Origin of the sequence: Arenimonas donghaensis DSM 18148 = HO3-R19, assembly GCF_000743535.1 — a bacterium.
GTDB lineage: Bacteria > Pseudomonadota > Gammaproteobacteria > Xanthomonadales > Xanthomonadaceae > Arenimonas > Arenimonas donghaensis.
In genome coordinates this window covers 127579-149779 of the sequence record NZ_AVCJ01000023.1, presented here as the reverse complement: position 1 = coordinate 149779, position 22201 = coordinate 127579, and the positions used below count along the sequence as shown (strand labels likewise).

The following is a 22201-nucleotide window of genomic DNA, read 5'->3' as shown; positions in this document are numbered from 1 at the left end:
TGCGCACAAGGGCAGCCAACCCCCCTCTGTAGGAGCGCCTTCAGGCGCGAAGTTGCTCTTGGCCGAAGGCCAAGCAAAGATTCGCGCCTGAAGGCGCTCCTACAGGGAAGCGTGTCACCAGTCGGTAGGGCGGTAGTCCTTCAGGAACTGGCCCCAGACGTGGGTACCGGTGTTGAAGCCGTCGATGATCGGGTCGACGATGCGGGCGGCGCCATCGACGATGTCCAGCGGCGGGTGGAAGCGCTCTTCCCTGGTCTTGCGCGCCGCGATCTCGACCGGGTCTTCGTCGGTGATCCAGCCGGTATCCACCGCATTCATGTGGATGCCGTCGCCGTGGTAATCGGCGGCGGAGGTGCGCGTCATCATGTTCAGCGCGGCCTTGGCCATGTTGGTGTGCGGGTGCCGGGTGGTCTTGAAGTTGCGGTAGAACTGCCCCTCCATCGCCGAGACGTTCACCACGTGCTTGTCGCGTTCGGGCGTGCGCAGCATCAGCGGCTTCAGGCGCGCGTTGATCAGGAAGGGCGCGATGGCGTTCACCAGCTGCACTTCCAGCAGCTCCACCGACGGCACTTCGTGCAGCTGCAGGCGCCAGGAATTGCGGCCACGCAGGTCCACCTGCTGCAGGTCCTGGTCCAGGCGGCCTTCCGGGAACAGATGCTGCTGGCCCAGCAGCTCCTCGGCCAACAGCGGCACCTGGGACAGCTCGGCGGCGCGGGTGATGCCCGGGGCATGCACGCCGTGCGCCAGCACCTTGGCGTCGGGCACCAGGTCGTAGCCGCGCAGGCCTTCGTAGCTGCCCAGCAGGCCGCGCACGTGTTCGGGCATGTCGGCGCTGGCGGCGGTTTCGCCGGCGATCATGTGTGCGTAGAAGGCCGGCGGGCGGCGCACGGTCTGGCAGGCGTTGTTGATGATGAAGTCCAGGCGCTCGCGGGTGGCCAGCAAGGTCTGGCAGAAGGCCTCGACGCTGGGCGTGTGGCGCAGGTCCAGGCCGAACACCTCGAGCCGGTGGCCCCAGTCACCGAAATCCGGCTCGGCGGCATAACGCGCGGCCGAGTCACGCGGGAAACGCGTGGTGACGATGAGCGAGGCGCCGGCGCGCAGCAGCTTCAGGCCGGCCTGGTAGCCGATCTTGACCCGGCCGCCGGTGAGCAGCGCGACGCGGCCGCTGAGGTCCGCGGTTTCGGTGCGCTTGTGGAAGTTGAACTCGGCGCAGGCCGGGCACATCTGGTCGTAGAAGTGATGGATGCGCGTGTACTTTTCCTTGCACACGTAGCAGTGCTGCGGCTCGATCGTTTCGCGCGCGGGGTCGTCGGTGATGTTGTCCACCGGCTGCTTGGACGGCGGGAAGTAGTTGGGCGTCTGGAACACCGGCTTGCTGCGCAGTTCGCGGATGCCGGTGGCGTTGAGCACGGCGTCGTCGTGCGCGTTGCGCTCCTTGACGACCGCGCGCCTGGCCTCGCGGCGGCGCTTGCGATGGTCGATCGGGTCGGGATTGTGGAAGCGGTTCACCGCCGCTTTCAGGCGCTTTTGCTCTTCAATCGGCAGCGCCTCGAATTGCGCGCGGTCAGCCGCGACGGCATCGAGCAGTTCGGCGGCGGCGCGCAGCCGCGCGACCAGGGCGTCGCCGCTGGAGGGCGGTGGGGTGGGCGAATCAGTCATGGCAAAAGGCAGGAAAAAGCACGGCAAACCGCCGGAGGGGCGGCATTGTCGCAGGACTGGCCGCCGCCTGCCTCCCGGCCGCGTTCAGGCGAAAGTAACGGCGTGCACCGGCGGCATCCGCGCCGGCAGTGCCCGCCAGTGGTCGCCCTGGTCGTCACTGGTCCACAGCCCGCCGGTGGTCGAGCCGATGGCCAGGCGTTCGCCGCTGCCGTCCACCGCCAGCCCGTGGCGATAGACCAGGTCGTAGGCCGGATGGGCGGGAAGCCCCTGGTCCAGGACCTCGAAGCTGTTGCCGCCATCCCGGGTCCGGGCCACCACCAGGCGCCCGTCCACCGGCACCCGCCGCTCGTCCTTGATGGCCGGCACGAACCAGGCCGTGCCGGGCTCGCGCGGATGCACGCCGACGGCGAAGCCGAACACCGACGGGCGCACCTGCGGCACGTCACGCCAGGACCCGCCGCCGTCATCGCTGCGGAAGACGCCGTTGTGGTGCTGAACCCACAGCGTGTCCGGCGCGCCGGCGCACTGCACCATGCGGTGCGGGTCCTGGATGGCCGGGTCGAAGCGCCGGTCCGGCGGCATGTAGTCGGCGAACATGCCCTCGCAGGTGACGCGCCAGCTGTCGCCGTCGTCGTCGCTGCGCCAGACGCCGCCGCAGGACACCGCCACCCTCAGGCAGCGTGAATCGCGCGGATCGACGCAAACCGAGTGGATACCGGGCACGTCGTAGCCACCGCCGAACCAGCCGTCGCGCTCGGGACGATCCCAGAGCGCGCGCACCAGCTGCCAGCTTTCGCCGCGATCGTCGGAGCGGAACAGGCCACCCGGCAGCGTGCCGGCCCAGAGCCGGCCCGGCTGGTCGGCGCCGCCGGTTTCCAGTGACCAGATCAGCTCCAGCGTCGCCGGTTTTGGTGGTTTGCCATCGCCGGTGGCCACGGTGTCACCGGGCCCGTAGGCTGGCACCGCCACTTCCGTCCAGCTTCGGCCACGGTCGGTCGAACGCTGCAGCTTGGCGCCGAAGTGGCCCAGGTCGAGCGCGGCGTACCAGGTGCCGTCGCGGGCATCGGCCAGCGCCAGCGCGACCTTGTCGCCCAGGAAGGCGACGTGGTCGATCGCCCAACCGCCGTCGCCACGTTCGAGCACGAACAAACCCTTGCGGGTCGAAACCAGCAGCGTGTCCGACATCTCAGCCTCCCGACAGGGCCTGCATCACGTAGATTTCCGCGCCCGGGGAAACCGGGCGCGATAGTTCGTTCTTGGGTTGCAGCGCGTCGCCATCGATGAACAGGGCGATGTGCCGGCGGGGTGCGCCCTGCTCGTCCAGCACATAACCACGAAGCGGCGGGTGCCGGGCGAACAGCGCCCCGAGCACGTCGGCGACGGTATCGCCGGGCAGGTCCAGCGCCAGCTCCCGGTCGTCCCCTTGCCCGGGCAGGCGGCGCGACAGTGCGGGGGCGACCACCACCCGGGCCATGGTTTGCATCCTCACGCGGCTGCGTGCAGGCACGATAAGCCAATCCCCGTCCGCAAAAAAGCAGGGCCCGCCGAAGCGGGCCCTGCCGGTGATGCGGGTAAACGATGGGATCAGGCGCGCGCCGGCACCATCGAGTAGCCCTTCAGGCGCTGCGAGAACTCCTCGAGCTGGCGGACGCCGGAAGCTTCGGCCTCGGCACACCAGGCGCGCAGGGCCTCCATCTTGGCTTCGGCGGCGGCGCTCTTGATCTCGTAGATGGCCAGCAGGCTGGCCCGGAACTGCATCAGGCGGGCGGTGTTCGGGCGCTCGGCAATCCAGGCGTTGAAACGCATGCGCTTGTCTTCGCTGAGCCACTTGCCCTCGCTGCGGAAGGCGCGGCGCAGGCGGCCCGGCAGGTCGGCGGCTTCGGACTGCAGGTGCGGCTTGAGCACCAGCTTGTAGTAGTCGGTGGCGACCTGCCAGCGGTGCGCCATCATCGCGCGCATGGTTTCGGTGTCGGGCACCTGGATGTTCGGACGCACGTCCAGCTCCGGCGCGACGCGCAGCACTTTGGCCAGGCCGACGGCCTGCAGGCCGCGGATGACGGCCCAGCCAATATCGAACTCGTACTTGCGCAGCGCGAACTTGGCGGAGCTGGGGAAGGCGTGGTGGTTGTTGTGCAGCTCTTCGCCGCCCACCCAGAACGCCCACGGCGTCAGGTTGGTGGCCGTGTCGGCGGTGTCGAAGTTGCGGTAGCCCCACCAGTGGCCCAGGCCGTTGATGACGCCGGCCGCCCAGAACGGGATCCAGGCCATCTGCAGCGCCCAGATGGCGATGCCCGGGAGGCCGAACAGCGCCAGGTTGATGAACAGCATCAGGCTCGGGCCCAGCGACGGCATGCGGGTGTAGAGCTTGCGTTCGATCCAGTCGTCCGGCGAACCCTTGCCGTACTTCTCCAGCATGTCCTTGTCCAGGCGCGCTTCCTGGTAGAGCTCGACGCCGCGCCAGAGCACCTGGTGGATGCCCTGGAAACGGGGGCTGTGCGGGTCCTCGGCGGTTTCGCACTTGGCGTGGTGCTTGCGGTGCACCGCGGTCCACTCCTTGGTGACCATGGCCGTGGTGAGCCAGGCCCAGAAGCGGAAGAAATGCGTCAGCACCGGGTGGAAGTCCACGCCGCGGTGCGCCGCGCTGCGATGCAGGTACAGCGTGGTGGTCATGATGGTGAGCTGGGTCACCACCAGGAAATACGCGACCATCTGCCAAACGCTGGCCTGCGTGATGCCACGGGCCAGCCAGTCCAGGAACTCGGGGAACATCGGTAACTCCAGGGGGGTGGGCCTTGGGCCCGGTATCGGGGTCGATGATGCCTGCCGGCAGCGGCGGCGTCACCCTTCCTCCCTGTATGGAGGTGGGGCGGGCGCGCCACAAGGGCTTCGCGCATGAACCCGTGTTCAGGTCGGCGTTTTCGGAGCCTTCGGTTCGGGCAGGTCGCGCACGTGTACGTCCAGCTGCGGGAAGGCGAAACCGACGCCGTTCTCGGCGAAAAGTTCGCAAAGGCGCACGTTGATTTCGTTGCGGGTCGCCAGCCGGTCGAGCATGCTGCCGACGAAGACGCGCAGTTCGAAGTCCAGCGAGTTCGCCCCGAATTCGAGCAGCCAGCTGCGCGGCGGCGGCGTCTCGAGCACGCGTGTGCTTTCCGACGCCGCCTGCAGCAACAGGCGATGCACCAGCGCCGGGTCGGTGCCGTAATCGACTCCTACCTTGACCACGATGCGGGTGGTTTCGTCGCTGAGCGTCCAGTTCACCAGCTGGCCGGTGATGAAGCTCTTGTTGGGAACCACGATTTCCTTGTTGTCGAAATCAAGGATGGTGGTGGCGCGGGTGCGGATGCGGGTGACGGTGCCGTCGAGGTTGTTCACCGTGATCACGTCGCCAACGCGGAACGGCCGCTCGAACAGCAGGATCAGGCCGGAAACGAAGTTGGCGAAGATCTCCTGCAGGCCAAAGCCCAGGCCGACCGTCAGCGCCGCGGCCAGCCACTGCAGCTGGCTCCAGCGCAGCCCCAGCAGGCCCAGGCCGACGATGACGCCGACCATGACGATGGCGTAGCGCGAGACGCTGGTCACGGCGTAGCGCGAGGCCGAGTCCATGTTGACCTTGGAAAGCAGGCCGATCTCCAGCAGGCCCGGCAGGTTGCGCGCCGCCACGAAGGTCAGCGACAACGTCAGCAGGCCCAGCAGCACCGCCATCAGGGTGATCGACTCGACCGTCGCGACGCCGTCCGCGGCCGACTGCGATACCGACCAGAGCACCACTTCGTCGAGCCGGGCGAAGGCCGGCAGCACCTCCGCCCACACCCAGGCCAGGCCGGCGGCCAACAGCACCAGCTTCACCGCGCGCATCAGGCGGCGGGTCTGCTCGTTGACCTTGTCCAGCGCCAGGTCCTCGTCCAGGTCGACCGGGATGGCTTCACCGCCACCCTCGTCCGGGACGTTGCCCTCGGCGCGGGCCTGGAGTTCGGCCTCGCGCTTTTGCTCAAGTCGGCGCAGGGCCAGCCGGCGTTCACCCAGTGCGAACCAGCGCGCCAGCAGGCCGTGCAGGACGCCGACCGCGATGAATACGCCGACGCTGGCGAACTGCGCGTCCAGCACGATCGCCGCCGAGTACACGTAGCCCTGCAGCGCCAGCACCGCGATGGCCAGCAGTCCCGCCGGCAGCAGCACGCGCAGCGCGCGGCGCAGCTTCGACGGCTCCAGGTTGGCACCGCGCACGTGGCGCAGGCGGTCCGGCCCCAGCAGCCAGGCCAGGGCCACGGCGGCAAACACCCCGGCGATCACCACGCCGATGCGTGCGGACACATCGATGGCCAGGTCCTGGTCGCGGATGAAGCCCAGCGCCACCACGAAATACATCGGCAGCAGCACCGCCTGCAGCGAAGGCAGCCAGGCCTGCAGCGCCTCGCGGCGCTGGCGGGTCCAGCGGAAATGCGCGTGCGCCAGGCCGCGGTCGCGGACCAGCCAGCGCAGGAACGACAGGGTGAGCGCCGGCAGCGCCAGCGCCTGCAGGGCCTGGCCGAACGAATCGCTGTATTTGCCGCGCGTACCCACGTCCTGCAGCAGTTCGCCGCCCAGCCACAGCGTGGCCGCCAGCGGCAGCGCCGCCACCAGGGTCCAGGCCAGGCAGGCCAGCGTGCGGACGAACCGGTCCTGGCGGACGTCGCGCAGGCCCTGGCCCAGGGCGACGATGCTCACCCGGGAACGACGACGCAGCACGCCCAGGCCCAGCAGCACCAGCACGGCCAGGGACAGCGGCAGCGGTCGCTCGGCCGCGGACTGCACCAGCAACTTGGCCGTGGTGGCGAAACGCGATGGTTTCACCAGGTCCATCGCGGCCGCCGGCCAGCGCCTGATCCAGTCGGCGTCGACCGGCGCGTGGCTGCGGATCCATAGCAGGTGGCGGTCGAGCAGCTGGCGCAATTCGCCGGCGACCTGCAGGCGCGCCTGCAGGGCCCGTTCGTTCTGTTCCAGCGTCGCGACTTGCCGCCAAAGCATGGGTTCTAGCCGGGCAAGCAGGTCCTGGCGGGCCTCCAGCCAGGCCTGCAGGGCGTCCTCGCCGTCCGGGGAGGCCTGGTCGTCGCCTTCATCGGACTGGTGGGCGGCGGCGTCGCGCAGTTCACGGGCCCGGGCGGCGACGTCGGACAGCTCGCGCTGGCGTTCGTCGAGCGCGATCAGGGCCAAGCGGGCGCTGGCCAGCGACTCGCGGGTATCGGCCAGGCGTTCCTCGAGGACGTCGGGAAACTCCAGCTTGCGCATGACGGCCCAGAGCCAGGTACCCACCTGTTCGCTGTTGCCGCCCAGTTCCAGGCGCACGCGGCTGTCGCGAAGCGCGGCGCGAACGGCGGCCAGGGATTGTTCGGCCTCGGCCTGGCGACTGCGGTAGTCGGCCAGCTTTTCGTTGGCCGCCAGCAGGTCGCCGGCCAGCGCCAGGTTGGTGGCGGCCGCTTCGGCCAGGACCGGGTCGCCGGGCGCGATCGTCGCGGCGCGCGCGTCCACCTCGGCGACCAGGGCCTGCAGGCTGGCACGTGACTGGTCGCGGATGCGTTGCTGCAGCCAGATCTGGCGCGGTTCGTGCTGGGCCAGGCGAAGGCGCAGGACCCGCAGCTCCAGCTCCTGGGCGCGCTGGCGCGAGGCCGCCGAAACGTCCCGGGCTTCGCGGAGCGCCAGCTGTGCTTCCACCCGCTGGCGTTCGGCTTCCTGGCGCAGGCGTCGTGATTCGGTCAGCGCCGCGGGCTCGCCCTCGACCGGCACGAGCGGCAGCAGCAGCTCCTCGCGTCGCCGCCGCAGTTCGTCGAGGCTGGCATCGGAGGCAGGATCGGCCGCCAACGACGCACCCAGGTCGGCCGTGAGCCGGGCGATGCGGTCACCGAGCGCCTGGGCTTCGCGGCGCTCCTTTTCCAGCATCTGCTCGAGCACCTCGACATCGGCCGAGGCCGGGACCCGGTCGCGCCAGGCCGCCAGCGCCTGGCGCGGCGAGGCCTGCAGGTCCTTTTCGAATCGACGGGCGCGCTCGGGCGCCGCGGCGATCTCGGCTTCCAGCGTGGCCAGCTCCTTGCGCAGGCGGGCGGCTTCGTCCTTGGCGGCGGCAGCGGCGTCGAGGTTGTCGCTGGCGGCCTGGCGCTGGGGATCGGCCAGGCCGGCCAGGGTCGCACGCAGGGTTTCGACCGGACCCCCGGCATGGGTTGCCTGGGCCGGCAGGGACGCGCCCCAGGCCGCGAGGACCAGGCAGGTGTAGAGCAGGCAGGAGGAGGCGCGCATCGGGCAAGGCTATGCCGCCGCGCCCCGGCGCCGCAATCGGCCTGTTCAGTCGGCGGCTCTGCCAAACTTCGCCCATGCCCGAACTCCCCGAAGTCGAAACCACCCGGCGCGGCCTGGCCCCCCACCTGGAAGGTCGGCGCATCACCGCCGTGGTGCTGCGCCGGCCGGACCTGCGCTGGCCGATCCCGCCCGAGGTGGCGCGCGAACTGCCCGGCCAGCGGGTCCTGGGGGTGCGCCGGCGCGCCAAATACCTGCTGGTGGACACCGCGCCGGGCAGCGCCCTGCTGCACCTGGGCATGTCGGGCATGCTGCGGGTGCTGCCCGCGCGCACCCCGGTGGCTTCGCATGACCACGTCGACCTGGCCCTGGACTCGGGACGGGTGCTGCGTTTCACCGACCCGCGCCGCTTCGGCTGCCTGCTGTGGCAGCCCGCCGGCCAGACCCATGCGCTGTTGGCCCACCTCGGTCCCGAACCCCTGTCGGACGCCTTCGACGGCGACTACCTGTTCGCGCTCAGCCGTGGCCGCAAGGCGCCGGTGAAGGCCTTCCTGATGGACCAGGCGGTCGTGGTCGGCGTTGGCAACATCTATGCCGCCGAAAGCCTGTTCCGGGCGGGCATCGCCCCGGGCCGGGCCGCCGGCGCGATAAGCCGGGAACGCTATCGCCGGCTGGCCGGCGCGGTGAAGACCATCCTGGCCCACGCGATCACCCGCGGCGGCACCACCCTGCGCGATTTCCTCAATGCCGACGGCGCCCCGGGGTATTTCGAGCAGGAGCTGTTCGTTTATGGCCGGGAGGGCCAGCCCTGCCGCCGCTGCGGGCGGATCCTGCGCGACGGCCGCATGTCCAACCGGGCCACCGCCTGGTGTCCGGGCTGCCAGCGATAGGCCGCTGGTTCCTTTATAGTGGTCCCAGCCCGCGCAGACGGGTTTCCGGGGAATGATGAACGACACCGCCGAAATCACCCAGTGGTTGAGCGCTGCCCGTGCCGGGGACAAATCGGCGCTCGATCGCGTGCTCGCGACCCTGTACCGCGAGTTGCATGGCATGGCCCGGCGCCAGCTCGGCGGCCAGCAGCACGGCCACACGCTCGACACCACGGCCCTGGTGCACGAGGCCTACCTGAAGCTGGCCGGCCGCGCCGAGGCCGAGTTCGAGGACCGCGCCCACTTCTTCGCCTACGCCGCCAGCGCCATGCGCTCGGTGGTGGTGGACTACGCCCGCCAGCGCATGGCGGTCAAACGCGGCGGCGACCTGCACCGCGTCACCGACCTGCCCGAGGACGCCGGCGGCGGCATGCGCCTGGACGAGGAAATGCTCGGCCTGGACGTGGCGCTCAACAAACTCAACGACCTCGACCCGCGCCTGGCCCAGGTGGTCGAGATGCGCTATTTCGCCGGCCTGTCGGAGACCGAAATCGCCGGCCTGCTCAAGCGCTCCGAGCGCAGCGTACGCCGCGACTGGCAGAAGGCCCGCATGTTCCTGCTGGCGGCCCTGCAGGGCTGATACGGATCCCGCCGCGGTGGACACCGAACGCTGGTCGACGCTGTCGGTGCTGCTCGACGAGCTGATCGAGCTCGAACCGCCTGCGCGCGCCCGCCGCCTGGATGAAGTCGAGGCCATCGACGCGCCCCTGGCCGCCGAGCTGCGCAAGCTGATCGCCCTGGAAGAAGACCGACCGGATTTCCTTTCCGAATCGGTCGTCGATGCGTCGCTGTTCTCGCCGCAGCCCGGGCAATCGATCGGCCCCTACCAGCTCGAGCGCCCGCTGGGCGAAGGCGGCATGGGCCAGGTCTGGCTGGCGACCCGGGCCGATGGCCTCTACCAGCGCCGGGTGGCGGTGAAGCTGCTGCGGCCGGGCCTGGGCGACGCCGGCCTGCGCCAGCGCTTCACCCGTGAACGGCAAATCCTGGCGCGGCTGGGCCACGCCCACATCGCCCGGCTGCTCGACGCCGGCATCAGCAGCGACGGCCAGCCCTACCTGGCGCTGGACTACGTGCAGGGCCAGCCCATCACCCAATACGCCCAGCAGCTGGGCCTGCCGCTGCGACAGCGGCTGGAACTGTTCCTGCAGGTCTGCGCCGCGGTCAGTCATGCCCACGCCAACCTGGTGGTGCACCGCGACCTCAAGCCCTCGAACATCCTGGTGACCCCGGCCGGCGAGGTCTGCCTGCTCGATTTCGGCATCGCCAAGCTGCTCGACGAGCCGCAGGACGGAAGCCCGGAGATCACCGGTACCGGTACCCGCGCCTTCACCCTGTATTACGCCGCGCCCGAACAGCTGCGCAACGGCGTCATCACCACCATGACCGACGTCTATGCGCTGGGCGTGGTGCTTTACGAGCTGCTGGTCGGCCGCAAGCCCTACGACCCGGCGCGCGACTCGGACGCGGCCTGGGAGGAAGCGATCCTGCTGGCCGACCCGGTGCGTCCCTCGCAGGCGGCCTACCGCCTGGCGCGCGAACGCGACGAGCCGAATCCGCGGCGGCTGGCGCGCGAACTGTCCGGCGACCTCGACAACATCCTGTGCCGGGCGCTGGCGAAGGAACCCGAGGACCGCTACGTCTCGGTCGAAGCCCTGGCCCAGGACCTGCGCCGGCACCTGGAGGGTGAGCCGGTGCAGGCGCGGCCGCACAGCCTGGGCTACCGCGCGTCCAAGTTCGCCAGGCGCAACTCGGTCCCGCTGGTGGTGGGCAGCCTGGTCGGCATCGTGTTGCTGGGCGCGGTGGTCTTCCTGACCTGGCAGACCCGCATCGCGCTGCAGGAGGCCGCCCGCGCCCAGGCGATGCAGGATTTCGTCATCGCCCTGTTCGAGGACACCGAACAGGCCGGCGACGGCGGCCTGGACGCCCGCACCCTTCTCGACGCGGGCGTGCGCCGCGCCGACACCGAACTGCGCAACCAACCGCAGGCCCGCGCCGAATTGCTGGGCCTGGTGGCGCGCCTGCGCCAGGGCCTGGGCGACGACCGCCAGGCCCTGGAACTGCTCGACCGCCAGGCCGACATCCTGGGCACGCTGTCGGGCGCCGCGCCGGCGCGCCTGGGCGTTGAATCGGCGGCGCTGCGTGGCCGCAGCCTGCGCAGCCTGGACCAGGCCGAGGTCTGCGTGCGGGCCCTGGTGCCCTGGCTGCCCGTGGCGCAGCAACAGGCCGCGGCGGCCCCCCGGGCCGCGGCGGAATTCCTGTCCCAGCTGGGCCGCTGCCACCGCGAACTCGGCGGCCGCGAGGTCGCCCGCGACCTGTTCGGACGCGCACTCGCCCTGCGCAACCAGGGCGACCAGAGCAAGGCGCTGCAGGCCGAGAGCCGCGCCGACCTGGCCGGCCTGCTGGCCGACGAGGGCCGCTACGAGGAAGCCGTGCGCGGCCTGCGCGAAGCCTTGGCCCTGCTGCGCGAGGCCGGCGGCGACCGCAATGCCCTGGGCGTCGAAGTCTGGCGCGAACTGGGCCGCTACCAGCACGCCCTGGGCGACAGCGTCGAAGGGGAATCGTCGTACCGCCAGGCGCTGCAGATCACCCTCGACCGGTTCGGCCTGAACCACCCGCTCACGACCGGCGTGCAGCAACCGCTGGGCAACCTGCTGCTGGAGCTCGGCAAGCTGGCCGAGGCCAACCAGCTGCTTCGCTCCGCGCACGAACGCCTGCTTTCGCGCTTCGGCCCCGACCACCCCGCGGTGGCGGCTTCCTGGCACCAGCTGGGCCGCGTCGCCTGGCAACTCGATCGCCAGGACGAAGCCGACGAGGCCTTGCAGCGCAGCCTGCAGCTGCGCCGCCGCGGCAACCTGCTGGTGCACCATGTTTCGGTGCTGTGCGACCTGGCCCGGGTCCGCCAGGCGCGGGGCCTGGACGCCAATGCCCGCAGCCTGGCCGAGGAATGCCTGCAACTTTCGCGCAGCCGCGACCGCGCGTTGGCGGCGCGTGCGCGCATCCTGCTGGCCGAACTGGAGCAGGCCAATGGCAACTCCGACCAGGCCCGGCAACTGCTCGCCGTCGCCGCCGAACGCCTGGATGCGTCCGACACCGTGGCGCGGGCACACGTCGGCGTCGCCATGGCGCGGCTGGCCCTGCAGCAGGGCCGCGTGGCCGACGCCCAGGCCCAGCTCGACAGCCTGCGCACCCAGGGTCGCGCGGACCCGGACATTGCCCGCCATGCGGCCTGGCCGCAGGCATTGCTGCTGGCCGAAATCGACTGCCGGGCCGGGCGCCTGGGCCAGGGCCGCACACAGGTCAGCGAGACCTTGCAGGCCCAGGCCGCGGCCACGCCCGAGCGCCTGCGGCAACGACAGGACCTGGCTGGCTACGCCCCCAGCTGCGGACGCTGATCAGTCGGGCGTGTCGAGCGGCAAACGCGGCTGCTGCAGGTCGATATGACCCTCGCCCGCCATGACCTTCTTGAACTCGCCGCGGCTCACCGACACGTAGCGCTCGTTGCCACCGATTTCCACCTGCGGGCCGTCGGTGATCGCGCGCCCGTGCTCGTCCACGCGCACGACCATGATGGCCTTGCGGCCGGTGTGGCAGATGGTCTTGATCTCGACCAGGTTGTCGGCCCAGGCCAGCAGGTACTGGCTGCCTTCGAACAGTTCCCCCCGGAAGTCGGTGCGCAGCCCGTAGGCCAGCGCCGGCACGTTCAGGCGATCGACGATCTCGGTCAGCTGCCAGACCTGGCGCCTGGACAGGAACTGGGCTTCGTCCACCAGCACGCAGTGCAGGTCGCCGCGGGCGGCGATGTCGTCGCGGGCCATCGCCAGCAGGTCGTCATCCGCCCCGAACACCGTGGCCCGCGCCTTGAGGCCGATGCGCGAGGCCACCAGGCCTTCGCCGAAGCGGTTGTCCAGCTTCGGCGTGAGGATGAGCGTGCGCATGCCGCGCTCGTGGTAGTTGTGCGCGCTTTGCAGCAGGGTGGTGGTCTTCCCGGCGTTCATCGCCGAGTAGTAGAAATAGAGCTTTGCCAAGGTGGGGTCCGGCGGTGGGGCTGGCCGGCATTATCGCCTACTCGCCATCGTCCCCGTCGGGGGGCAGGGGCTGGTCGAGGCTCATCACGTCGCCGACGTCCACGGTGCCCTCGGCGTTGTTCACCCAGTCCGCGTCCTGCCACTGCAGGTACTGGTCGACGTCCCAGAACTTCTCGTCGTAGAACTTGCTGCCGTCGATGACCTCTTCGCCCGACGGCGTCGGAATGATGATGGTCAAGGCGCCGACGCTGCCGACGCGGCTGCCGGTGGTGTTGCGCTTGGCGAAACGCAGCTCGCGATCCAGGCGGGCCTTGGCCACCTCGTCGCCGTATTCGGCGTAGACCTGCTGGCCCAGTTCCAGGGCACGGGCCCGACCGTCGGCATCCAGTTCCGCCCAGTAGCGCTCCCGTTTGGCCAGCATCAGCGGGTAGCCGCGCTCGGCGGCGAGGTCCATCCAGACGTAGCCCATGGCCTTGTCCTGGGCCACGCCGGTGCCTTCCCAGTAGATTTCGCCGAGCATGCCCTGCGACGGCTTGTCACCGTAGCGGGCGGCGCGCCGGAAGTGGGTCAGGGCGCCGTCGAAGTCACCCTTCCTGAACTTGTCCAGGCCCGACAGCCGGTAGCGCAGGTCGGGGTGACCTGACAGGAAGGCCGCGGAGGACATGATGACCCGCTCGTCGCTGTCGTCGGCGGTCTGGGCCTGCACCGGCAGGGCGAAGGCGGTGGCGATCAGACACAGGCAGGCCAGGGCTTTGGAATGCATCGGGGGCTCGCGTCGGGAAAGGGGCAGGGTCCAGCCTAGCCTGCCAGCCTCGCGTGAAGCCGGCATGGGCCAGCCGTCACGGCGGGTCGATCCCCAACAGGGCAAGCGCCCGCAGGAATTCCGGGTCCGGCGGTGCCACGACGGTCAGCTCGCGGCCCAGGCCAGGATGCGGGAACGACAGTCGCCAGGCATGCAGCAGCATGCGGTGCACGCCGCGCATGCGGAACGCCAGGTTGTGGCGGCCGTCGCCGTGGCTGGTGTCGCCGACCAGGTGGTGGTGCAGGTGCTTGAGGTGGCGCCGGATCTGCCGGAACCGACCGGTGTGCGGACTGCAGCACAGCAGGGCATATCGCGAGCTCGGGTGTTGCTGGCTGGGCCAGTCCACCTCGGCCGTGGCCAGGGTCCGGAACCCGGTGACGGCCGGCTTCTTGACGGGTTTGCCCGGGCCCCCGTCGAGCGCGTGTTCGATCACGCCCTGGTCCGGCGCTGGCCAACCGCGGCAGACGGCCAGGTAGTCCTTGCGGAAATGTTCGGCCATCAGGCTCCGGCCCAGCGCCGAGGCGGTGTCGCGGTCGAAGGCCAGCAGCAGGCAGCCGCTGGTGGCGCGGTCGAGCCGGTGCACCAGGAAGATGGGTTTCCCGAACTGATCGCGCAGCCGGTCCGCCGCGAAGTCCGACTCGCCGCGCGCCAGCTTGCTGTCGTGCACCATCAGGCCGGCGGGCTTGTTGACCACGGCCAGCTGTTCGTCCTGGTACAGGACCGGCAGATCGATTCCACCCGCTGTGGGAGGGACTTCAGTCCCGAAAAGCTTCGGGACTGAAGTCCCTCCCACAGTTGCTTCGGCGCTCACCGCCGGGGCCAGGCGGCGAGGAACGCGCCGAAGGCGCCGAGGCCGGCGATGGCGGCGGCCGCGGGGATGCCCATGAACTGCGGGCCGCCGGCTTCCAGCGCATAAAGGACCGCGGCGACGATCATCAGGCCGGTGCCCAGGATCGCGTAGACGGTCTGGCGCTGGCCGGCGCGGGAGATGCGCGCCAGTTCGGCCAGGTCCTCGCTGCGCATTCGGAGCGAGTGTTCGCCGCGCACCTGCTGGGACAGGAACTCGTGCACCAGGCGCGGCATGTCCGGCGCATGCGTGATCAGCTCGGGCAGGCGCTTGCGGAACTCGTTGCCCAGGGTCGCCGGGCTGTAGCGCTCGCGCAGGATCTTTTCCAGCACCGGCCGGGCTTCGGCCCAGATGTCGAGCTTGGGGTCGAGCAGCCGGCCGACGCCTTCGATGTTGAGCAGGGTCTTTTGCAGCAGGATCAGCTGCGGCTGCAGCGTCAGTTCGTAACGCTGGGCGGTCTTGAACAGCTTCACCAGCACTTCGCCCAGCGAAATCTCGCTCAGCGGCCGGGTGAAATACGGCTCGCAGACGGCGCGGGTGGCGGCCTCGAGTTCGTCGATGCGCACGGTCGCCGGCATCCAGCCGGCTTCGACGTGCAGTTCGGCGATGCGGCGGTAGTCGCGCTGGAAAATCGCCATGAAGTTCTCGGCCAGGTAGTACTGGTCGCGGCGGGTGAGCTGGCCGACGATGCCGAAGTCGATGGCGATGAAGCGCGGGTTGTCCTTGCGCGCCGGGTCGAGATCGACCCAGATGTTGCCGGCATGGGCGTCGGCGTGGAAGAAGTTGTCGCGGAACACCTGCGTGTAGAACACCCGCACGCCGCGCGCCGCCAGCGCCTTGCGGTCGATGCCGGCGGCGTCGAGCGCCTCGACGTCGTCGGACGGGATGCCGCGCACGCGCTCCATGGTCAGCACGCTTTCGCTGCTGTGGGTCCAGAACACTTCCGGCACGTAAAGCTCGTCGCTGCCGGCCCAGGTGCGCCGCATGAGGCTGCCGTTGGCGCCTTCACGCTGCAGGTCGAGCTCGGCGTACAGCGTGGATTCGATCTCGCTCACCACTTCCTGGGCGCGGATCTTCTCGGCCGAAGGATGGTGGCGGTCGGCCAGGGCGGCCAGGGTGCGCAGCAGGGCAATGTCGTCGCGTATGCGCTGGCGGATGCCCGGCCGCAGCACCTTGACCACCACTTCGCGGCCATCGTGCAGGCGCGCCGCATGCACCTGGGCGATGGACGCCGAGGCCAGCGGGGTGTTTTCGAAATCGGTGAACAGGGTTTCGATCGGCCGGCCCAGTCCGGCCTCGACGCGCGCACGCGCGACCTCGCCCGGGAAGGGGGCGACGCGGTCCTGCAGCAGCGACAGCTCTTCGGCCATGTCCGGCGGCAGCAGGTCGCGGCGCGTGGACAGCACCTGGCCGAACTTGACGAAGATCGGACCCAGTTCCTGCAGGGCCAGGCGCAGGCGCTGGCCGCGCGGCAGGTCGGTGGCGCTGGCGCGACGGGTGATCGGCTTGAGCAACCAGAGCCAGCCGCCCACCGCCGTGCCTTCGAGCAGGGCATCCAGCCGATGGCGCAGCAGCACGCGCACGATGCCCAGTGCGCGCCAACTGCCGCGGGCGCTGCGCAAGGGACTCATGCGCCGCCTCCGGGCTGGAGCCGGGCCAGGCGCGCGGCGAGGCGTTCGACCTGGTCGCGAAGTTCGTCCACGTCGTCGTGGAAGGCGGCCAGTTCGGCCTTGCCGACCAGGTCGCGACGTTCTTCGACCAGGTAGTCGACGGCGTCGCGGGAGAAACCCTGTGCGAACTTCATGCCGCCGGCCAGGGCATCGCGAAGCACCCGCGCGGCCTGCGGGCCCAGCACCGGGCCAAGCGCCCGGGTGAAGGGTTCGTCCCAGTCGGGATCAAAACGCTGGGCGAGCCGCTGCAGCGTGCGCGCCAGTTCGGCGTCGCCGTTGATGCGCACCTTGCCCACCGGCGTGGCGCCGGGAGGCCGGAGGAAAGGGAGCTGGGAAAGCACGCCGGAGATCGTGGCGCGCACGCCGAGGTCGGGCTCGTCTTTGGGCGGTCCCACCACCAGGCGGCCGTCGGCGACGGCCAACTCCAGGGCGATGGGCGGCGCTTCCAGCGCCAGGCCGATACGACGACCGCCGAGGCCACGAAGGGCTTCGGCGGTGTCGGGGTCCAGGGCGACGACCCGGTTCAAGGCCTGTTCCAGCGCGCGGCCGGCCAGGGGCTTGAGGGCGTCAAAGGGGGAAGCGGCAGGATCCGTCATGCCGCCATTCTAGCGGGCTGGCGCCCGGACGCGGCGCCAGCCCCCCGGGTCACGTCTTCTTCTTGAGGAAGGAAATGACGGCCAGGATCAGGAAGACCACGAACAGGATCTGGGCGATCCAGGCGGCACTACCTGCGATACCACCAAAGCCCAGCACCGCGGCGATGATGGCGACGACGAGAAAGATCAGCGCGTAATGGAGCATGTGTGCTCTCCTTTTCTTGTGGACCCGGGATTGATCGGGCAGGACGAAGCTAGCCCCCCCTTCCTGACTCCACGCCAACAAGCTGACCCCCGTCTTAATCCCGCGTCGCCCACCACCGGGCCAGGCGCCGCAGGCCTTCTTCCATCGAAACCCGGGGCAGGAAACCGAAGTCGCGGGCGGCCGCCGAAATGTCGTACCAATGCGGCGTCGACAGCTGTTCGGCGAGGAACCGGGTCATCGGCGGTTCGCCCTGCAGGCGCAGCGCGCGCCATGCGCCCTCCAGCACGGCGCCGGCGGCGTAGGCCACGCCATAGGGAACGCTCTTGTCCACCGGCGGCTGGCCGGCGGCGGCCAGCAGGTCGTTGACGATGCGCCGCACTTCACGCGGCTCGCCATTGGAGATGAAGTAGGCCTTGCCGGCGCAGGCGGCGCCCGGCGACAGTGCCTTGAAGGCATCCAGGTGCGCCTGGGCGGCATTGTCGATGTAGGTGGTGTCCATGCGGTTGTGGCCGCCGCCGATGAAACGCAGGCGTCCGGCGCGGGCGCGTTCGACCAGGCGCGGCAGCAGCTGGGTGTCGCCCGGACCCCAGATCAGGCGCGGGCGCAGGGCGACGGTGGCCAGGTTTGCATCGTTGGCGGCCAGCACTTCTTTTTCGGCGACCAGCTTGGTCGCCGGGTACGGCGCCTTGAAGTGGTGGCCGTACGGCGTGTTGGCCTCGTTGCCGCCTTCGACCGGGCTGCGGCCGCTGTGCGTGACGCTGGGCGTGGAGGTATAGACCAGCCGGGTGATGCCGTGCGCCCGCATCGCCGCCAGCACGTTGCGGGTACCGGTGACGTTGGCGGCGAAGTAGCTTTCCTCGCTGCCCCAGGCGCCGGCCTTGGCCGCGTTGTGGAAGACGGCGTCGTGGCCGGCCAGGGCCGCATGCACGGCCTGCGGATCGGCCAGGTCGCCACGCGTCTGGCGCACGCCCATGGCTTCAAGGGCAGGCGAATGGCTGCGCTGGAAGCTGGCGACGTCGTGGCCTTCGGCCTGCAGGGCCGCGCACAGGGCCTGGCCCAGGAAGCCGGCGCCGCCGGTGACCAGCACCTTCATCGCCGCCACTTCAATGCCTTCGCGGCCCAGGTCGCCAGCGCCTCGCGGCCAATCTTGGCGTTGTGCCGGATGTCGACCGGGAAACCATCGTGGACAAGAAAATGGCGCACGCGAGCGGTGTGCACGAAGCCGTTGGCGAGATGGCGAAGTTCGGCCAGCACCCGTTCGTGGTCGGACCGGGGCAGGTGCGGGGCCATTTCCACGCACAGCACCGCCTCCTGCCTGCCGGGTTCACCGACGCCGACCAGGGCGGTGCGCGCGACCTCGGGGTGGGTGTTGAAAACCGGTTCGACCTGCTCGGTGTAGAGGTTGCCTTCCGGCGTGCGTACCCGGTGCGATTTTCGCCCGCAGAACCAGAGCCGGCCTTGGGCGTCGAACCGGCCCAGGTCACCCATGCGGTGCACGATGCGCTCGCTGCCGTCGGGCAGGCGTTCACGGATCTTGGCCAGGGCGGTGGCCTCCGGGCGCCGGAAATATTCGTCGGTGGCCGTGGGGCCGGCGACGGTGATCTCGCCGATGGCCTCGGGCCCGAGCTCCTGCACGCCGGACCAGTCCGGGAGAGCGTCGTCGGTGATGGCGATGATGCGCACCTGGTTGGGCGCGACCGGCCGGCCGACGCAGGTGCCGGCGCCCTGTTCGGTCGCCAGGCGGGTCGCCTCCAGTTCGCGACCTTCGATCACAGCCACCGGCAGGCATTCGGTGGCGCCGTAGGGCGTCCAGAAGCTCGCGTTCCCGGGCAGCAGCTCGCGCATCTTCGCCACGACGCCAGCCGGCACCGGGGCACCGGCCGACGTGACGCGACGCAGCGTCGGCAGGGGCTGCCCGTGCCCGGCCAGCACGCGCATCAGGGCGGGGGAACCGAACAACTGGTCGACGCCGAATTTTTCGATGGCATGGTGCAGCTTGCGCGGATCGGCCTTGGCCGGTCGGGTCGGATCCATGTCCGGGATCACCGAGACCAGGCCCAGGGCCGGGTCGAACAGCGCGAACGGCGGGAAGGTGGGCAGGTCGACACCCCCGGCCTGGATGCCGAAGGCGTCGCGCAGCAGCGCCACCTGGGCGACGAAATGCCGGTGGCGATAGACCACGCCCTTGGGCACGCCGGTGGAGCCGGAGGTGAACAGGATTGCCGCCATGTCGTCGGGCGCGGTGTTGGCCAGCTGCGGGCCGGCCCCGGCCCCGGCCGATTCGATGGCGGCCAGCGTCGGACCGCCCCAGAACCAGCGCCTGCCGACCGTCACCACCGTGCGTGCACGCGGCGCCCAGCGCAGCAGCCGGCGCGCCAGCACCGCAAGCGGGATGCCGATGAAGGCCTGCGGATCCGCTTCGCCCAGGCATTGGCGCAGCGCGCGCTTGTCGATGCCGGGGTCGACCAGCACGGGCACCGCGCCGGCCTTGAACAGGGCGAACATCAGCAGGAAAAATTCGGGCGACGGCCGCACCATCACCACGACGCGGCTGCCGCGCACGATCCCGTTGCGGGCCAGGCCGGCGGCGATCGCGTCGGACCGGCGGTCGAGGTCGCCGTAGGACAGCGTGACGTCGTAGCGGGCCAGGCCCCGACCATCCCGGGAACCCGGGCAATGCATGGCCACCCGGTCCGGTGCCTGGGCCGCGAGCTGCGGAAGGGCCGCAGCGATATTGCAGGGGCCGTCGGCTGCCGCCACTTCAGCTGCGGTCGAGGAACTGGCGGATGGCGGGCACCAGCTCGTCGGCCTTGTCTTCGAGCACGTAGTGGCCCGCATCCTCGAAAGCATGGACTTCGGCCTTGGGCAGGGCCTGGGTGAAACCCTTGAGGAAATGCTGGTCGAAGACGAAGTCGCGCAGGCCCCAGCCAATGAAGGCCGGTCGGTCCGCATAACCGGGCAGGCGCTTGCCGGCGTCCTCCACCAGGTCCCAGGCGCGGTCGCCGGGACGCAGCGGGATGTCCTGCACGAAGCGCACGGTCGAAATGCGCGACTGCCAGCTGTCGTAAGGCGCCAGCAGGGCGCGCTTGACGTCCGGTGGCAGCGGCTTTTCGACGCCCTGGCTGGCGGCGCCGCCGGCGAAGGCGTTGGCACCGCGGATCAGCCATTCGCCCAGGCGCCAGTTGCGGCCCAGGTTGAGCTGCCAGGGCAGCGGCTTGGCCGGCGGCAGCGGGAACGAGGCGGTGTTGAGGATGACCAGGCGCTTGATGCGTTCGCTGTGCTTGAGCGCCCAGCCGAAGCCGATCATGCCGCCCCAGTCGTGCACGGCCAGGGTGACGTCGCCGGTGACGCCGGCGTTCTCCAGCAGCCGGTCCAGGTCCTGGATGCGGCTGCGCAAGGTGTAGCTGTAGGCCGCGTCGCCGGGTTTGTCCGACAGCCCCATGCCCATGTGGTCGGGCACGATGCAGCGGTAGCGGTCGCGCAGGCCCAGCACCAGCTTGCGCCAGTAGTAGGACCACGAGGGATTGCCGTGCAGCATCAGCACGACCTCGCCCTGGCCTTCATCCAGGTAGCTCTGGGTCAGGCCATTGGGATGCACGAAGGACTTGGGCGTGAAGGGGTAGTCCGGGAACGGCCCCTTGGCCAGCAGGCGCGCCTGTTCGGCGCTGGGAGTGGATGCGGTCATGAGGGCGGATTCTACGCGAGGGCCGGGGGCCGCGGGCCCGGCCCATGCACTTTGCCGGCCCGCTGGCGCGTTTTGCAGGTTTAGTCGTTGGACATGGCTGCCTCGTTAGGGTGTTGACCAACACGAATCACGAGGCCGCCACCATGTCCACGCAGCCCGGGCGCTCCCAGCCACGAGACGAACACCAGCCCGCCGGAACGGTCGGGACCGACGACGCCCTGGCGGCGCGCTTGCGTGCCCATGTCGAAGCCGCCGACTTTCCCTGCGTCGGCGCCAAGGCCGCCCTGGCCCGCGACGCACTCGAGGTGCACGTCTTCGGCCTGCTGGGTGCGCGCGCCAACGACGGGCCACTGCTGGACCGCATCGTGCGCTTCGCCCGGCAGCGCGACCAGGACGCGCCCGACGACACCACGGTGCATTCGCTGGCCGCCGTCTTCGAGGGCCCGCGCGACACCGACGAGCACCGGTTCGAAGCCCTGCTCTGGTCGCAGCTGCAGCGCCTGCACCTGCTGGACGTGCGCCGCGGCGCGCGCTGGGCCAGGGACGTTTCGCAGGACCCGGACAGCCCGAAGTTCAGCCTCAGCCTCGGCGGGCATCCGTTTTTCGTGATCGGCCTGCATGCCGGGGCCTCGCGACGCGCCCGGCGAACGCCGTTCCCGGTCCTGGTGTTCAATTCGCACCGGCAGTTCGACCGGCTGCGCGAGGACGGCCGCTACGCCAAGATGCAGGCCGCCACCCGCGCGCGCGACCTGGCCCTGCAAGGGTCGATCAACCCCAACCTGGCCGACTTCGGCACGGCGCCGGAAACCAGGCAGTACAGTGGCCGGGCCGTCGAAGCCGACTGGCGCTGCCCTTTCCACGCAAGCAAAGGCCGTTGAGACCCCTGCGATGAAGCCGTTCGAACGCATTCCGCCCTGCTCGGCCCGTGCCGAGGTCCTGGCCACCGGCGACGAGCTGGTGATCGTCGACCCCGAAGGCCAGCAAGTCAGCGACCTGGTGGCCTTCAACGCCGATGACCTGGACGAATACCTCTCCTCCGGTCGCTCGATCGACTACGCCGCCAGGCTCTGGCTCACGCGCGGCGACCCGCTGTATTCGAACCGCAGCCGGCCGATGTTCGAGATCATCGAGGACACCTGCGGCCGCCATGATTTCACCCTGACGCCGTGTTCGAAGGACACCTTCCGCATCATCTACGGGGAAACCGACGGCCGGCCGGGCTGCGAAGGCAACCTGGCCGCGGCCCTCGCGCCGTATGGCATCGGGGTCGACCGGATACCGATCGCCTTCAACGTCTTCATGCACGTGGCCTTCGACCCGGACACCGGCGCGGTGGCGGTGAAACCGCCGCTGAGCAAACCCGGCGACCACATCCGCCTGCGCGCGCTGATGCCGCTGGTGGTGGCCATGACCGCCTGCTCGGCCGGGCAATCAAACAACTTCCGCTACAAGCCGATCGACTACCGGGTGGACCGGGCGCGGCCCGCGAACGCTGAAGGCGCCGTCACGGCCGATTGAG

19 protein-coding genes are annotated in these 22201 nt (G+C 70.2%); 5 read left to right on the top strand and 14 right to left on the bottom strand.

Going from position 1 to position 22201, the window contains the following annotated elements; genetic code table 11:
* Positions 1-114: 114 nt before the first annotated feature.
* The 5 genes from N788_RS09740 to N788_RS09720 all read right to left on the bottom strand — a co-directional run bounded on the left by N788_RS09740 (position 115) and on the right by N788_RS09720 (position 7926).
* Positions 115-1659 (bottom strand): SDR family NAD(P)-dependent oxidoreductase, encoded by a 1545-nt coding sequence (locus N788_RS09740; RefSeq protein WP_034224312.1) that lies wholly within the window; start codon positions 1657-1659, stop codon positions 115-117.
* Between the two features lie 84 nt (positions 1660-1743).
* The gene (locus N788_RS09735; protein WP_034224310.1) at positions 1744-2844 is read right to left on the bottom strand and encodes a WD40/YVTN/BNR-like repeat-containing protein; all 1101 of its coding nucleotides are present in this window, start codon (positions 2842-2844) and stop codon (positions 1744-1746) included.
* 1 nt (position 2845) lies between these two features.
* Positions 2846-3166, bottom strand: a complete 321-nt coding sequence (locus tag N788_RS09730; RefSeq protein ID WP_211250705.1) for a MoaD/ThiS family protein — start codon at positions 3164-3166, stop codon at positions 2846-2848.
* 77 nt (positions 3167-3243) lie between these two features.
* The gene (locus tag N788_RS09725; RefSeq protein ID WP_034224306.1) at positions 3244-4428 is read right to left on the bottom strand and encodes a DesA family fatty acid desaturase; all 1185 of its coding nucleotides are present in this window, start codon (positions 4426-4428) and stop codon (positions 3244-3246) included.
* A gap of 135 nt (positions 4429-4563) precedes the next feature.
* Positions 4564-7926, bottom strand: a complete 3363-nt coding sequence (locus N788_RS09720; protein WP_051924541.1) for a mechanosensitive ion channel domain-containing protein — start codon at positions 7924-7926, stop codon at positions 4564-4566.
* 74 nt (positions 7927-8000) lie between these two features.
* Here N788_RS09720 and mutM point away from each other — a divergent pair, with 74 nt between their 5' ends.
* Genes mutM through N788_RS14000 form a run of 3 tightly spaced genes read left to right on the top strand, consistent with a single transcriptional unit; the run spans position 8001 to position 12244 of the window.
* Positions 8001-8813, top strand: a complete 813-nt coding sequence (mutM, locus tag N788_RS09715; RefSeq protein ID WP_034224303.1) for a bifunctional DNA-formamidopyrimidine glycosylase/DNA-(apurinic or apyrimidinic site) lyase — start codon at positions 8001-8003, stop codon at positions 8811-8813.
* 55 nt (positions 8814-8868) lie between these two features.
* Positions 8869-9432 (top strand): ECF-type sigma factor, encoded by a 564-nt coding sequence (locus N788_RS09710; RefSeq protein WP_034224553.1) that lies wholly within the window; start codon positions 8869-8871, stop codon positions 9430-9432.
* A 16-nt stretch (positions 9433-9448) separates the two neighbouring features.
* Entirely contained in the window at positions 9449-12244 is a 2796-nt protein-coding gene (locus tag N788_RS14000) for a serine/threonine-protein kinase (protein WP_051924540.1), read from the top strand.
* Here the strand turns inward: N788_RS14000 and N788_RS09700 are convergent, their stop codons facing one another.
* The 9 genes from N788_RS09700 to N788_RS09660 all read right to left on the bottom strand — a co-directional run bounded on the left by N788_RS09700 (position 12245) and on the right by N788_RS09660 (position 20682).
* Positions 12245-12877 carry a thymidine kinase gene (locus N788_RS09700; RefSeq protein ID WP_034224300.1) on the bottom strand — a complete coding sequence of 211 codons (633 nt, stop codon included), beginning with the start codon at positions 12875-12877 and terminating at the stop codon, positions 12245-12247. It lies immediately after the preceding gene.
* Between the two features lie 37 nt (positions 12878-12914).
* Complete coding sequence (locus N788_RS09695) at positions 12915-13640, bottom strand: tetratricopeptide repeat protein (protein WP_034224298.1); 726 nt, start codon at positions 13638-13640, stop codon at positions 12915-12917.
* Between the two features lie 76 nt (positions 13641-13716).
* On the bottom strand, positions 13717-14406 hold the full coding sequence (locus N788_RS09690; protein ID WP_034224547.1) for a pseudouridine synthase: 690 nt from the start codon (positions 14404-14406) through the stop codon (positions 13717-13719).
* Between the two features lie 80 nt (positions 14407-14486).
* Positions 14487-16157: a ubiquinone biosynthesis regulatory protein kinase UbiB gene (gene ubiB, locus N788_RS09685; RefSeq protein WP_034224295.1), complete on the bottom strand. Its 1671-nt coding sequence runs from the start codon at positions 16155-16157 to the stop codon at positions 14487-14489.
* Positions 16154-16792, bottom strand: a complete 639-nt coding sequence (locus N788_RS09680) for a ubiquinone biosynthesis accessory factor UbiJ (RefSeq protein WP_034224293.1) — start codon at positions 16790-16792, stop codon at positions 16154-16156. The genes ubiB and N788_RS09680 overlap by 4 nt, the downstream gene beginning before the upstream one ends.
* Before the next feature lie 49 nt (positions 16793-16841).
* The gene (locus N788_RS14410; protein WP_034224290.1) at positions 16842-16997 is read right to left on the bottom strand and encodes a DUF1328 domain-containing protein; all 156 of its coding nucleotides are present in this window, start codon (positions 16995-16997) and stop codon (positions 16842-16844) included.
* A 94-nt stretch (positions 16998-17091) separates the two neighbouring features.
* Positions 17092-18090, bottom strand: coding sequence for a 2-alkyl-3-oxoalkanoate reductase (gene oleD / locus N788_RS09670; RefSeq protein WP_034224537.1), 999 nt, complete (start codon positions 18088-18090; stop codon positions 17092-17094).
* Positions 18087-19757, bottom strand: a complete 1671-nt coding sequence (gene oleC, locus N788_RS09665) for an olefin beta-lactone synthetase (protein ID WP_034224287.1) — start codon at positions 19755-19757, stop codon at positions 18087-18089. Before oleC ends, oleD begins: the two co-directional genes overlap by 4 nt.
* 1 nt (position 19758) lies before the next feature.
* Positions 19759-20682 carry an alpha/beta fold hydrolase gene (locus N788_RS09660; protein ID WP_051924539.1) on the bottom strand — a complete coding sequence of 308 codons (924 nt, stop codon included), beginning with the start codon at positions 20680-20682 and terminating at the stop codon, positions 19759-19761.
* A gap of 143 nt (positions 20683-20825) precedes the next feature.
* Here N788_RS09660 and gntA point away from each other — a divergent pair, with 143 nt between their 5' ends.
* Together gntA and N788_RS09650 are read left to right on the top strand one after the other, a co-directional pair.
* The gene (gntA, locus tag N788_RS09655) at positions 20826-21560 is read left to right on the top strand and encodes a guanitoxin biosynthesis heme-dependent pre-guanitoxin N-hydroxylase GntA (protein ID WP_084695995.1); all 735 of its coding nucleotides are present in this window, start codon (positions 20826-20828) and stop codon (positions 21558-21560) included.
* Between the two features lie 10 nt (positions 21561-21570).
* A complete protein-coding gene (locus N788_RS09650; RefSeq protein ID WP_034224285.1) occupies positions 21571-22200 on the top strand; it encodes a DUF1989 domain-containing protein in 630 nt (209 codons plus the stop codon).
* The last annotated feature ends 1 nt before the right edge of the window (position 22201 follow it).

Excerpts from the sequence above, each read along its gene's own strand:
- N788_RS09740 (WP_034224312.1), bottom strand. The coding sequence starts at position 1,659 with ATGACTGATTCGCCCACCCCACCGCCCTCCAGCGGCGACGCCCTGGTC.
- N788_RS09735 (WP_034224310.1), bottom strand. The coding sequence starts at position 2,844 with ATGTCGGACACGCTGCTGGTTTCGACCCGCAAGGGTTTGTTCGTGCTC.
- N788_RS09725 (WP_034224306.1), bottom strand. The coding sequence starts at position 4,428 with ATGTTCCCCGAGTTCCTGGACTGGCTGGCCCGTGGCATCACGCAGGCC.
- N788_RS09720 (WP_051924541.1), bottom strand. The coding sequence starts at position 7,926 with ATGCGCGCCTCCTCCTGCCTGCTCTACACCTGCCTGGTCCTCGCGGCC.
- mutM (WP_034224303.1), top strand. The coding sequence starts at position 8,001 with ATGCCCGAACTCCCCGAAGTCGAAACCACCCGGCGCGGCCTGGCCCCC.
- N788_RS09710 (WP_034224553.1), top strand. The coding sequence starts at position 8,869 with ATGAACGACACCGCCGAAATCACCCAGTGGTTGAGCGCTGCCCGTGCC.
- N788_RS09695 (WP_034224298.1), bottom strand. The coding sequence starts at position 13,640 with ATGCATTCCAAAGCCCTGGCCTGCCTGTGTCTGATCGCCACCGCCTTC.
- ubiB (WP_034224295.1), bottom strand. The coding sequence starts at position 16,157 with ATGAGTCCCTTGCGCAGCGCCCGCGGCAGTTGGCGCGCACTGGGCATC.
- N788_RS09680 (WP_034224293.1), bottom strand. The coding sequence starts at position 16,792 with ATGACGGATCCTGCCGCTTCCCCCTTTGACGCCCTCAAGCCCCTGGCC.
- N788_RS14410 (WP_034224290.1), bottom strand. The coding sequence starts at position 16,997 with ATGCTCCATTACGCGCTGATCTTTCTCGTCGTCGCCATCATCGCCGCG.
- oleD (WP_034224537.1), bottom strand. The coding sequence starts at position 18,090 with ATGAAGGTGCTGGTCACCGGCGGCGCCGGCTTCCTGGGCCAGGCCCTG.
- N788_RS09660 (WP_051924539.1), bottom strand. The coding sequence starts at position 20,682 with ATGACCGCATCCACTCCCAGCGCCGAACAGGCGCGCCTGCTGGCCAAG.
- gntA (WP_084695995.1), top strand. The coding sequence starts at position 20,826 with ATGTCCACGCAGCCCGGGCGCTCCCAGCCACGAGACGAACACCAGCCC.
- N788_RS09650 (WP_034224285.1), top strand. The coding sequence starts at position 21,571 with ATGAAGCCGTTCGAACGCATTCCGCCCTGCTCGGCCCGTGCCGAGGTC.